We start from the raw sequence: 13763 nt of genomic DNA, 5'->3' as shown, positions 1-13763 counted from the left end.
TTATGTCGGTGGCATAACTTTTGTTGTATGAAAACAAAAGATATTGTATTATGATAAAGCACTATTTAAAGATTGCTATCCGGCAAATACTTAAAAACAAAGTTCAATATTTGCTTTCCATCATTGGCATTGCGATCGGACTACTATGTTTCAGTATGACTTCTTATTATATAAGGAGAAGCAATAACCAGTTTATCGGTTGGAGCAATAGCGACAGGATAGCGAACATGTATGTGAAATCGGCAAAAAATAACTACGACGACCCCTATATTCCCGGGAAAGAATTACAGCTATTGATGAGCAATCCGGTAGCCGGAATGGAGAAAATAGCCTATTCATACGGTTACGGAAGGGCTAATATTACTATTTGTAAAGCTGCTCAGCAAGAAGAGCCTTTCCAGTGTAGTTTTCAGAATATCACGAAAGATTTTCCTTTTATTTTCGGTATGCAAACCCTTGAAGGGTTAACTCCTGTTTTGAAACCGGGGGAAGTCTGGGTTAGTGAATCATCTGCCCGGAAGATGTTCGGAAAGGAAGATCCTATTGGCAAAACGCTTTATTTCAGTCGGGCAGATACCGATACTTCTGCTATACAGTATTCCACCATAAGTGCCGTAATTTGTGACCTGCCGGATGGTGCACGGGAAAAGAGCGATCTTTATTTTCCTGAAACAGCTATGATTAACCCGGAACGGAAATACTTGAATGTGGTTGCATTGCTTAATAAAGATGTACCGAGTGCCGTTGTGAATCAACGATTAAAAAAGCAAATAGCAGCATTTGGTAATGAAAATGAGAACTATTTGAGTGTTATGACCTTTAAGGAAGAATTATATAAACCAGATAATTTAGGGGCAATTCTTTTCATTCCATTGATTGGAGCTTTGGTATTGATAGCAGCCATGATTAATTTTCTTAAATTCTGTATCCAGTCGTTTTACAACCGAACGCGGGAGCTGAGTTTACGAAAATGTCTGGGTTCTGATTCGGTAGGATTGTTTTATCTTCTTTTCAGTGAGATTGCCATTCTTTTTATTGCGTCGGCATTTGTTAGTTTTGTCATGGTTGAATGGCTTATTCCTGTTTATTACCAATATATTGCTAATAAAGCGGTTTTAAACGAAAGTGAGATTATTGATCTTTCTGTTCTTATCCGGCAAGAATTAGAATACTTGTGTATCTTATTTGTTATCTGTTTGCTGATAGCGGCCTGGGCTATTTTCCGTATCAAACGTCTTTCCCTGTCTGAAGGGGTGAAAGGAGGGAAATCCCAAAAGCACGGTGTACGTAATTTTATGTTAGGGGTGCAACTGTTCATCTGTTTTCTCTTTATGGCTGGTGCAATTGGATTAGGACATGTATATCGGCTTGTAAATGAAAAGAGAAATAATACGCTGACCGAAGAGGAATGTTCCCGTATTTGGAAAATGGAGCTTTGGGAACCTCAATTGCAGGGACATGGAGAGGAAATTGTTTCCCGTATCCGTACACTTGCCGGTGTAGAGGATATTTTGTTGGATAATATTGGCCGGTATCCCGATTACAAAACAAAGAAAGAGGAGAATATACACGGAATACAGTATTTTGTCAGTGACAACTATCCGGAATTTATGAACCTGAGGATAGAAGGAAGAATGCCGCAGGCTCCTACTGAAATAGTTGTATCGCGTTCGCTTATCTGGGAATTGGAGAAAGAAGGGGAGGAGAATCCTTCGTCTGTATTGTTGGGCGACCGGGTGTTTCAGATCACCGGCGTGTATGAACAATTACCTTTTGAACCGTTGTACAACAGGGAACAAATAGCAAAGGCACATCAATATCATCGTTTTACACTCCTGTCAATACCGGAAAAAACGGATTACAGGGTCGTTTATATAAAATGTACGCCCGGTCAGGAACAAAATATTCGAAAAGAAGTACTCCATATCGTTCGTAATTGGTTGCCGGAGTCTATTCCTTTCGAGCTGACTACTAAACAGGAAGAGCGTTTCCGGTATAATGGGGGAGCGGAGTTGATGAGTGATCTGTTTACATTGTTGTCTGTGATTAGCTTGATCATAACTGTTTTGGGAATCTACTCAGCTATTACACTCGATACGCGTAGCCGTCAAAAAGAAGTAGCCATACGGAAGATCAATGGTGCCGGTCCGCGGGTGATCGCTCTTTTATTCGGAAAATTGTATATTCGCTTACTGCTGGTTGCGGCTATTCCCTCGCTGGCGATCGTCTATTTGTTTTTGCATTCTCTGATAAAATCGGAGATGATCATCTCTCCACAGTGGTTGAATTATCCTTTTATGTGGCTGGGCATTCTATTTCTTACTGCAGCAATTGTATTTATAACTGTCGCATATCGTATTTGGTTGATTTCACGGTTGAACCCGTCGGAAGTGATCAAGTCTGAATAAAATCACCTTTGAATTGGTATCGAAGTATAAATAATTACATTAGACTAATTTGATATTATGTATAATAAAGACCGGAGCTGGTATCACTACTAACTCCGGTCGAGTGTGTCTAGCAAGATTTTTGGTTAACGTGTTATGTTTTATAAATAGTTCTTATATATTAATCGTCAACGGCAAGTCCTGAATAGCGATATCCGGAAACTTTATACCTCATACCGGGTTCATCGTCGCTGAATGAGATATAATAGACAATACTGTCCGCCGGTGTTCCGTGAGGTGTCGTAGCAGCTCCTAATAAGATCTTACCGCCGTCAATCGTCACATCACATTCGTAGGCTTCATTGGGAGCAGCACCATTAGTCGCAAATGTCAACGCATTGACATCCGATTTAACCCGTACTTTATATTCCCAAAAGTGGCCTATATCGTCTACATACATTTCGGTGGGTGTATTTGCTGCCGTGTTATAGGTATTCATCAGGATATGCCCAATTCCGTTGAAATCTTCGGCAATGACATTACCTCCTTCATCTACCGCATCTACCGTCACTTTCCATTCACCGGCAAGTGCTTCGGTTGCTGTGTTGCCTATTTCGTCTTTTTCGCAACCTGCCAATACGAATACCAGCAGGGTAAATAGCCAAATAATATGTTTATTCATAATTTCTATCCGTTTATTTGTTCATTATTACATAGAATGTCATCGTCCCTGCATAGTCGATATACCAGGAAATCTGTCCTGTTTCCGGGTCATATTTCCCCTCTTTCATGCTGTCCATGGAGTCGCCCCAACCAGCAAGCAAACTACTGAGCGGTTCGATCGTATTGTCTGCATTCAGTTTGAAATAGCCTTTCATGGCATAAGCTGCACCGTAAGCGGCTCCTTGGTCATACCAACCTCCCAGAAAATCGGATACGGCAAATATGCCTGGTGCTACCAAAGTAACAGATACACTGAAATCTCCTTTGAATGGAGCTTGTTGACCATTCATATTTCGATAACTGACGCTTGAGTCTACCGTATAATCACCGGAAGCATCTGTTGTGACCTCCGGATCATAAACAACCACCGTGCGTTTAACCGAACTGGAGAATCCATCCGCATTCGTCGCTGAATAAGATACGGAATATAGACCGATTTGATCAGCTTTCACATCACTATTGACAGTTACCGAAGCGGTCACGTCTTCTTCTCCCTCCATGGCAACAACACCGGGATCAGAGAATGTACTGCCCACCGGTACCAGCATGGGATCATCACCATTCAGTTCGAAGTTCACATAATAGGTCACTTTAGTCAGACCTTCTGTCGTTTTCTCGCAGCCCCATAAACCGAAAAGACCGCAAAAAAGCAATAAACTATAAATTACTTTTTTCATAATTCTCTCTTTTAAATTAAATTATTTACCCCAGAACACCGGTGACGTATATCCCGGGAATGCCGGTGTGTTCTCATTACGGGAAGAAGAACTTTCTGCATACGGATAACGTTCCAGCAATTTATTTGCACCCACTTCGCCAAATACCTGAATCGGCGTGTACAACGTACCGGGAACATATTTGGATGTATTGTATGATTCCTGATCGCCTTCGGTATAAAAGTCGCTACCTTTGGCTGTACCGAATGTGGGGTAATCCAAACGACGCATCTCACACCAGGCTTCGAACGGGTTGACACCGGAAAGAGCGACCCATTTTGCGATACCGATACTCTTTTTATAATTGGAAGCATCGAACGGATAACGGGCTACATAGTCGGCAGCTCCACTTACGTTAGCAGAAGCAAAAGAAGCCTCGATGGCGGCCGCATAATGAGTGGCGGCATCGGCTGCAGATCCATAACGTGCATAATATTCAGCCTTGAAGAATTCAACTTCTGATACGGTGATCAGGTAAACCGGCATATCGAATGTGGCCACCGGACGGCACCAATCCTGCAATTTACTGGTAGACTTCGGATAGTTGGTTCCTGAAATACCGCCGATATATTCATTGCTTTTGTTTTTTTGAAAGAAAGCAGCCAAACGAGGATCTTCATATTCGATAGCGCCTTCGCTGTTCTTTACTTGCATCGTACCGATGATCGCCAGGTTGGCAGCGATATTGGTTTGCGTAGATCCCCAGGTCGTAGCAAATTCTTCCGAATAGAACGGGTTCATCTGCCCTGGTTCGTTCTTCCAACATCCTTTATAAGAAACGTCGGTGGTTGGGAAGTTGTTTTCTGCCAATAAAGCAGCCACTTCTGATTGTACGTCTTTCACACCGGATATACGCATCAGCATCCTCAACTTCAATGCATTGGCGAACTTGATCCATTTGTCGGCCGTTGAAGACGGGAAAAGGAAGTTGGTGCATACAATATTCGATGCCGAAACCTTTTCCAGCGCCTCATTGATTTCTGCAATCACTCCTTCATAAACCACCTGTCCTTCATCATATTTAGGAGTCGGAAAGTTTTCTAAATCCAGAGCTTCTGTATAAGGCACTTCGCCATAACAATCAACCAAAGCCTCGTAAACAAACGCGCGCAAAACCGTTCCTGCCAGATAGGTTCCCCAGTCTTCCTGCTCTGCGGACTTGGTTAGTAATGTCTTCAGGTTCTGTAATGCTTTTTGATTGAATTGCGTATAGGTTCCGCTACTGCGGGTAGCCGACATATTGAACTTTGAATAGTCCAAATAGTTGCTTGTTCCGAATAAGTGCGCGTACTGCTGGGCATGGAAACCTCCGGCGATGCGCAAAAAATTACCATAGCTTGAAGCCGTGTTCATTTCGATGGCAGGCATTAACATGGAAGTCTCAATGTTCTCCTCGGCTGGCGAATTGGGATCTGTGTTGATATCCAAATAGCTGTTGCAAGAAGTGAAGCTTACACCCAAAAGCAGTGCAGATGCCAATAATATCTTTTTCATATTTTATTTTCTCCTCGTTTTAGAATTTAACACTCAGGTTGCATCCGAATATACGGCAAGACGGGTTGGTATACAGTTCACCGAATTGTGTTGCCAGGTCACCATAAGAAGACTGTGATACGGTTGTTGATTCCGGATCTACGTAGCGGTTATCTGATGCGGTCCAGGTAAATACATTATTACAAAATGCCGTAATGGCCAAATTGCTCAATGACATCTTGCGTACCCACTGTCTCGGAACATTCCAGGTCAGGCTGATGTTACGCAATTTAACGAATGAACGATCGAGCAGATAAGCTTCTCCGCCATCTCCATATCCGTAATCATTGAAATAGGTTTGATAGCTGCCGTTGCCCAGATAAATCGGGGTGGTGTTTTCGGTATAATTGCCATCGCCATTATCAACGACTGAATTGGGGATAATGAACGGACGACGGTCGTTGTAAGTTGTAACTACACCGTTACCTGTAAATTGCATCAGGTTCTTCGTACGTGAGAACATATAACCACCGCTACGAATATCCAAAGATGCGCTCAATGTGAAATCTTTATAGGTAAAAGCTGTATTGATTCCGCCTGTCCAGTCGTGATTCATGTTTTTGCCGGTATCTTCGACAGATGTGCCTAAAACAGGATAACCGTTTGCGTCTACGATCGGCTTTCCATCTGCCGTTTTCTTCGGTAAGTAAGTATAGAACTGCCCCATCGGCTTACCTTCTTCGGCATACATATAAATCGCATCGTTACCGGCAGAGAAGTTATAGATGGAAACTTTTCCGCCTTCCAGGCTTTCAGGTAATGAAAGTACCTTGTTGTTGTTTTTTGAGAAGTTGAAACTCAAATCCCAACGAAAATCTTTAATCTGTATCGGAGTGGTGTTGATAACTAATTCGATACCTTTGTTGCTGACTTCACCGAAGTTGGTTACCATATAGCTGAAACCTGTTGACGGATCGGTCGGAAGAGTAAAGATCTGGTCTTTCGTTTTACGGTTGTAATAGGCTGCATCGATCCCGAAACGTCCGTTGAAGAATTGTAAGTTCATGCCGACTTCAAATTCTGATGTCATTTCCGGACGCAATGTGTTGCTGCCTTTTGTATTGGAAGCTATAAAGGCATTCACTCCGTTCATCGGGAACTTGGATATGTCGCTGCCATAATAGCCATTTGCCGTACCTTGTATATAAGTCAGACCTGTCTGGTAAGGATCTGCATCGTTACCGGTCTTACCATATGCCAAACGAGCCTTTCCGAAAGTAAGAATTTCATTTTCCGGGATTAGGCGGGTAAAGATCCAACTCAATGTGGCACCCGGATAGAAGAAACTGTTGTTGTCGATAGGCAATGTAGACGACCAGTCGTTACGTGCGGTCAGGTTCAGGTAAATCATATCGTCCCAACCAAGGGTTACATCTCCGAAGAGACCAACCAAACGGCGTTTATTCTGACTTTCCGACAATGTTGTTTTCGTAGAACCGTTACTCAGATCCCAGAATCCGGAATAGAACGACAAGTCATCGGTCTGGCCGGTCGTGCGCGTATATCCGCGTTCGTTCATGTTTACACCGGCATTTACGCTCACATCCAGCTTGTTATCCAGGAAGCGTTTAGAATAATTAGCCAGGAAATCGTGATTCAATTCGTAATGACGGCCATAGCGGGTATATACATGTCCACTTTGGTTCATGTTGGAAGGAGCATATCCATAGTCTTCGTCGATCAGCGCGTCGTCCAGCTTAATTTGCGGAGCACCTACCTTACGGTCATAGTCCGTATAGTCGAAGCCCATACGATAGGACAGTTTCAACTCTTTGATCGGAGTGACATCCACCTGCACTTTACCGTAAATTTGCTTCGAAGCCGTATGGTTGTAATTGTTTTCCAATGACCAGTAGGGGTTGGTGATGCCGTAAGGAGTAAAGTAAGCTTCCGGCGTATTGAACGGTGAACTGGTATCTTTCATGTCCACGATAGAGATGTCGCGAGGTAACTCAAACACGCCGTCGATTACGGATGTACCTTGGAAACTGCCGACTGCATCTGTCTGGCTGCGTGCAAAATTAAGGGAAGAAGACACTTTCAACCAGTCTGTCGCTTCATAGCCGCCACGGAAAGCTACCGTATTACGTTCGTATGTATCATAATCTTTCGGCATGATACCATCATCTTTCGTAAAAGAATAAGACAGATAATAATCCATCTTGGTGTCGGAAGAAACACCGCTCAAGGAAATTGTATGGTTCTGCGACCAACCCGGATCAAAGAAATCCTTTACATTATTTTCTTTTGCACTGTATTCATGAATCAATTGCTGATTATTCCAGATAGGCCCATACACCTGCATTGATCCGTCCAAGCGAGGACCCCAGGAACCATTCTCAATATATGTCTGTGCACCGTTCCATCCCTGTCCGAACGAGTTCTGCATTTCCGGCAGGAAAGAGACCATACGAGCCTGTACATTGCCGCTGTAGCTGATCGAGAAATTCCGTCCGTCGCCTTTCTTTCCTGATTTCGTGGTAATCACGATCACACCGTTAGCGGCACGGCTACCATACAGGGCGGTTGCAGCAGCACCTTTTAATACAGTCATCGAAGCGATATCTTCAGAAGCCACACTTGAAATACCTCCGGTTGCTACGTTCTTGCCATCACCGGAAACCATATTATTCTGTAAAGGTACACCGTCAACTACATAAAGTGGTTGATTACTTCCGTTGATAGAACTGAAACCACGGATTACAATGTTACTAACCGAACCTGGGTCGGAAGAGGTGGAGCTTACCGATAATCCGGCTACCTTACCGGAAAGGGCATCGGCTACATTGGTCGTACGTGAGCTGATAATTTCATCAGCCTTAACGGTCGTTGCTGAATATCCCAGGGTCTTTTCGGAGCGGGTAATACCCATTGCCGTAACGACAACTTCCTCCAAATTCTGGGTGTCTGACTGCAGGAGCACTTTAATAACTGGCTTTACAGCTACTTCCTGCGTGTTCATACCGACATACGAAATTTGTAAAATTTTTCCCTCGGGTGGTACATCCAAAGAGAAACGACCTTCGGCATCCGTTACTGTACCAATCATTGTCCCTTTAACAAGAACTGATGCTCCAATAATCGGTAGACCGTCATCTGCGGCGGTAACAGTACCTGTCACCTTCACATTTTGAGCCACTACTGTACACATGCAGATCACAAGGCACAGTAAAGTAAAAGTTAACTTTTTCATTTCACACACATTAAATTATATAATATAACTACAATTTTCACTAAGGTTAAATAAGGTATATCTGAGTCCTTGGAGAACTATGTCTGTTGGTCATAAGGAAGGTTTAATGATCTTGTTCTAAATAGCAGGAATTGTGCCCTTGCTTTGAAATTTAGTTTGTTGAGTATCATGCTCTTTGCAGGTGGGGCAAAGGGGAAATTTGTTATAACATGCGGGCTTGATGTTAATTATCATTTAAAAGGTGTGAAGAAGTAGCTTTCATTGGTTCGTTTTCGGTGGCTCTCACTGCTTAATATTTAGTGTTGTTGGATTTTTTATGTAAAAAAAGGTTGTAGTTGTAATATTTTTATATAACTTGCCGACGTTTTCTAATAACTCAAAAAAAAACGACAACAAGCACCAATAAGTTTATCGTCCTAAGTCTAAGATATTTTTATAAAACAGTTTCTGTTATAACTATAAAGATAGTCCAAATGGACATAGTTCTCCAAGAACTAAGTAAGATTGTGTTTATCAAAGAAAAGCTGTCCTGAATAAAATGTCATTGTGGTATATATAAGAAAAGAGTGTCGAAACGTATATGTCCGACACTCTTTTTTATTTGAATCGTATTGATTTTGTAATACCGGTTTTATTCAGTAATTACTGAAAACTCTCCAATCCCAGCTTGCGGCTGGTTATCGACAATCCGTGTTGCTACGAACCGTATCTTATCTCCTTTTACGGCCGGGAAACGGATTTCCTGCTCTATCGGATTATGTTTGATATTAGAGAATTCGCCTTCAGCCACTTTCTTATTATTAACAAATAGTTGATAATTAGAAATATGTCCTCCTGCATCGCGTCCCTGATTGGGAACATACCGGAATCCGGATATCGGCATTTCGTTAGCCAGTTGTATTTCCACTTCCTGCTTTCCTTTCGGCAGATAGAAAGTGGTATATCCGTTACCGTCGAACATGACAATTGTTTTTTCATCCTTCGGGTAGACAACTGTGTAGTCGGAAGCCGGAATATCCAGCTCTTTTACAGATACCGGACTGGCCTTGTCGAATGTACGGTCGTATGAAATAGCCTTGATCGTACCTTTTTGAGCAAAGGCGAACGGTTCGGTATAACGGGGAGAGTCCTTTGTCGGTTCCGAACCGTCGGTTGTATAGTGGATTTCTGAATTTTTATCTTCCACCCGGATGGTAACGATATTTTTCAGGTCACGACTGATTGCTGGTTCTGTCAGCAGAGCCGGAGCAAGAAAAGCTTCTACATTATTAATACATAGCGGGCCACGTGCATCCAGGAAGTTGATGCGTATTTTATCGGTATTGACAGTCTGGAAGCGGACAATACGTTTGTAGCCGACGGTAGTCGTTGAGTCGGCAGCTTCGACCGGTGTCCATTGTCCGTCTTTTTCCGTTTCGATGGTAAATGCTTTTACGCGCTGTCCCAGAGGTATATATTCCTGGATCATCAGACGGTTTACATCCGTTGGTTTATCGAATGTAAAGGTTAGTGTTGCATTTGTGACGCCATCTTCTGTAGCCCAGTAAGAATCCCAATTCCCGTCATTGACTTTATTCGCTGTGAACTGGCCACCCCGGGAATTGCTGGCTTTTACGGAAGCATTCTCCAGTAAGTTGTTTTTAAGATCGTTTTGTATAGTCTGATACCATTCGACAGCGCGGATGGAATCTGTCGGACTGATCTTTCCATTCAGTGCGACAGGGAAATTCAACAGGAAGTTCGCATTATGTCCGACACTGCGGTAATACAGATCGACCAGATGTGACAATGATTTTACCTGGTGATCTTCGCGTGCATGGTAGAACCAACCCGGGCGGATAGATACGTCGCATTCGCCACCTAGCCATTGGTCGCCATCTTCCAGTCCCCATTGGCTCTGACGGTAATGTATACCGTCTTTCTTCGTAAACATACTCCATTGTGTATCACCGGCCCAGCCTTCTTCGTTTCCGATCCAGCGAATGGTCGGTTCGGTTCCTCCGAAGATCATGACCGATGGATTATATTTTTTGATTGTGTCGACAGCCTGTTCGTATTTATAATAAGTATTCGGGTCGATAGAACGGGTTTCATTTGCACCGCCATACCAGCCGTTGCCACCGTTTGCGCCGTCAAACCAGTATTCGAATAACGGGCCATAGTTACATACCAGTTCATGTAATTGGGAATGGAACTTATCTACATACCCCGGTTGCCCATAGTTTTCGCTGTTACGATCCCAGGGGGAAAGATAGATACCGAATTTCAGTCCGTGTTTATGACAAGCATCGGACAGTTCCTTTACCATATCTCCTTTTCCGCCTTCCCAGGGAGAGTTTTTCACACTGTATTCTGTTGTAGCAGTCTGCCATAGACAAAAACCATCATGGTGTTTGGCTGTGAGAATCACTCCTTTTAAGCCCGCAGCCTGGATCGTGCGGACCCATTGTTCGCAATCCAGATCAGTAGGATTGAAGGTCGAAGCAGGGGTATTTCCATATCCCCATTCTAGATCGTTAAATGTGTTCAAACCAAAATGGACAAAGGCATAAGTTTCCATTTTGTGCCATTCTACCTGTTCCGGCGTGGGAATAGGATAAACCGGATCGGGAGCGTTTACCTCTTTGCAGGAGATCAAAGTTGTAAGCCCTAGTCCGAGGAGGAAAAGATAATTTGTGCTTTTCATCGTTCGTTTATGTTATTGTTTATGCTTCAAAGGTACGAAAAATATGCTTCGCAGGTGTTTTTTCTGTCTGTTTTGATATTTTTAGTTATTGTATAACAGGACAAAAGCTGTATGATAGGATACTTGGCGTATTTAGTACAATATTATTTACCTTATTGTATTAAATACATGTAAAATATATCTATCTACTTAATAATGTGATGTATAAAATGTGTTTTAAGTTTGCTTTGTTGATAATGAATTCATATATTTGGGCGTCTAATAACTATATTTTTATAATAAATACCATGAAAAGAAGAGATTTCTTAACAAACACAGCATTGCTGGGTGCCGGAATACCATTAGGTATGTCGTCGGCTGTAATGACTTCATGTACGCAAGAAAAACAAGGTGCAGGTGCGGCTGCGAAGAATTATTCTCCGGAAGAATTGGGAATGTTCTCTTTCGTAGAAGTGGCTCCTGATGGAAAACCTTTAAAAGCTGCGTTGGTTGGTTGTGGCGACCGTGGTACCGGAGCGGCTACTCAGTTTCTTAAATCCGGACCGAATGTATCTATTATAGCGCTGGCCGATCTGTTCCCGGATAGAATGGCTACCTGCCGGAAAGTACTATCAGAACAGTTTAAAAATGAGGTTCCTGATGCCAACTGTTTCTTAGGATTTGATGCGTATAAAAAAGTCTTGGCAATGAATGATATAGATGTCGTTCTGCTGTGTACTCCTACGCATTTTCGTCCGGAACAGTTTAAAGCCGCCGTTGAAGCAGGCAAGCATATTTTTATGGAAAAACCTTGTGCTGTCGATCCTACAGGTATACGTACGGTGATTGCTGCAGCAAAGGTGGCTACTTCCAAAGGTTTGACTGTTGTTACGGGTAATCAGCGCCGGCATCGTAAGGACTATTGGGAGGCTTATGTTCAAGTGAAAAATGGATTGATAGGCGATGTCGTATCATCTTCAGCACATTGGGATCAGGGTGCCTGGTGGAATAAACGGAAACGTCCGGAATGGAGCGACATGGAATATTGTATTCGTAACTGGTTTAACATTAAATGGTTAAGTGGTGACCATCTGCTGGATCAGGCTATCCATAACATAGATGTTGTTACCTGGTTCATGGAAGATCGTCCTGTTCGTGCGGTAGGTTTCGGCGGCCGTGCGCAACGTTTGACAGGGGATATTTATGATTTCTTTAGTGTGGACTACTATTATAATAATAACAAACGCATGTTAGCAACTGCTCGTCAGATCGACGGTTGCGACGGAAATGTTTCCGAGCAGGTATATGGCACCAAGGGTGTTGCTCTGTTGAACGACAGAGGAGAGATCAAGCTTGTCGATTATAATGGAAATACGCTTTGGGAATATGATTATAAAAATAAGCCTGTGAAAAATCCGTATGACCAGGAACATGTTCACCTGGTTGAATCGATCCGTTTGGATAAAAAGATAAATCAGGCGGAAGCGTTGGCTTATTCAACGCAGATCGCAATTCTCGGACGTGAGGCTGCTTACACCGGAAAACCGATTTCCTGGGATGAGATTATGGCATCGACACTTTATTATGGGCCGGAAGAATATAAGATGGGGCCGTTACCTTTCTATAAAGAAGGGGAAGCTCCAAAGCCGGGTAAGGCTCCGGATGCTCCTGTAATGTAAATGGAACAAATGAATTTTTAATGATGAAACTCCAAATTCTTGAATACAGGGATTTGGAGTTTTTATTTTGATATTTCTGTAAAAGATGGCTGATGTCAATATGTTTATCTGTAAACTACTTTCAGTAAAGGTCAAAACTTCTGATTCAAAATCATTAAGACTTGTATCGAACTCAGCTTTGCTACAGTATAAAGTATTCGTTTGATATATATCAAACGCAAAGAACACATATATGCTTCATTCGTTTGATGATTGAGTTTCATTCATTCGATATATATTGAACGAATGAGTGAATGGGTTGTCCTGTCCTGAAATAAGTTGACAAACGACCAAAGTAAACGTATGTCAGAATCGAAAGATGTGGATTGTATCGGTTAGCGAGGAATATTTTTTCAGGCTTTTTCGTTCGTACATTATATAACAGTTTCTCCGGTGGAAAAATAAATGAAAAATAAAGGATGAAATATTTGGAGCGTATGTTGTAAAGCACTACTTTTGCACCCGCATTCAAGAGAGAACGGCACACCAGAAATGATGAAAGAGGTAACCTGTGGAAAGGGGATGAGGTTAGAGATTCTAAGCAAAATTCCAACCGTCGCAGTGGCTCAAAAAAAACTTTGAATTTTTCTTCTGAAAAATTTGGCAGTTAAAATAAAGTCCTTACCTTTGCAGCCGCAATCGAAAGATGGGCAATAGTTCTTTGAAAGATTTACATATCAACAAGTAGTACAAGTATTAAAAATTAATACCGTCAAAAACTTGAAATAAAAAACGGATTCTGAGCAAGAGCATAAAACAATTTAAACAACGAAGAGTTTGATCCTGGCTCAGGATGAACGCTAGCGACAGGCTTAACACATGCAAGTC

General features: G+C 42.4%; 7 protein-coding genes. 2 read left to right on the top strand and 5 right to left on the bottom strand.

Annotation, left to right across the window (positions count from 1 at the left end; translation table 11 throughout):
* The first annotated feature begins 50 nt into the window (after nucleotides 1-50).
* Nucleotides 51-2408: an ABC transporter permease gene (locus IEY67_RS19355; RefSeq protein ID WP_183671902.1), complete on the top strand. Its 2358-nt coding sequence runs from the start codon at nucleotides 51-53 to the stop codon at nucleotides 2406-2408.
* A 160-nt stretch (nucleotides 2409-2568) separates the two neighbouring features.
* Here IEY67_RS19355 and IEY67_RS19350 read toward each other — a convergent pair whose 3' ends face one another.
* The 5 genes from IEY67_RS19350 to IEY67_RS19330 form a co-directional block, all read right to left on the bottom strand.
* On the bottom strand, nucleotides 2569-3069 hold the full coding sequence (locus tag IEY67_RS19350; protein WP_122375620.1) for a lipid-binding protein: 501 nt from the start codon (nucleotides 3067-3069) through the stop codon (nucleotides 2569-2571).
* Between the two features lie 13 nt (nucleotides 3070-3082).
* A complete protein-coding gene (locus tag IEY67_RS19345; RefSeq protein ID WP_009860786.1) occupies nucleotides 3083-3787 on the bottom strand; it encodes a BT_2262 family domain-containing protein in 705 nt (234 codons plus the stop codon).
* Between the two features lie 21 nt (nucleotides 3788-3808).
* Nucleotides 3809-5320 carry a SusD/RagB family nutrient-binding outer membrane lipoprotein gene (locus IEY67_RS19340; RefSeq protein WP_122375621.1) on the bottom strand — a complete coding sequence of 504 codons (1512 nt, stop codon included), beginning with the start codon at nucleotides 5318-5320 and terminating at the stop codon, nucleotides 3809-3811.
* Between the two features lie 19 nt (nucleotides 5321-5339).
* A complete protein-coding gene (locus IEY67_RS19335; RefSeq protein ID WP_183671901.1) occupies nucleotides 5340-8552 on the bottom strand; it encodes a SusC/RagA family TonB-linked outer membrane protein in 3213 nt (1070 codons plus the stop codon).
* A gap of 631 nt (nucleotides 8553-9183) precedes the next feature.
* Nucleotides 9184-11238: an alpha-L-fucosidase gene (locus IEY67_RS19330; RefSeq protein ID WP_183671900.1), complete on the bottom strand. Its 2055-nt coding sequence runs from the start codon at nucleotides 11236-11238 to the stop codon at nucleotides 9184-9186.
* 287 nt (nucleotides 11239-11525) lie between these two features.
* On the opposite strand from IEY67_RS19330, the gene IEY67_RS19325 reads away from it, so the two are divergent.
* A complete protein-coding gene (locus IEY67_RS19325; protein WP_229801135.1) occupies nucleotides 11526-12896 on the top strand; it encodes a Gfo/Idh/MocA family protein in 1371 nt (456 codons plus the stop codon).
* Nucleotides 12897-13763: the final 867 nt, after the last annotated feature.

This window comes from Parabacteroides faecis (assembly GCF_014647375.1).
Lineage (GTDB): Bacteria > Bacteroidota > Bacteroidia > Bacteroidales > Tannerellaceae > Parabacteroides > Parabacteroides faecis.
Note: the sequence above shows the minus strand (reverse complement) of the source record. Positions and strands in the feature narration are given on the sequence as shown.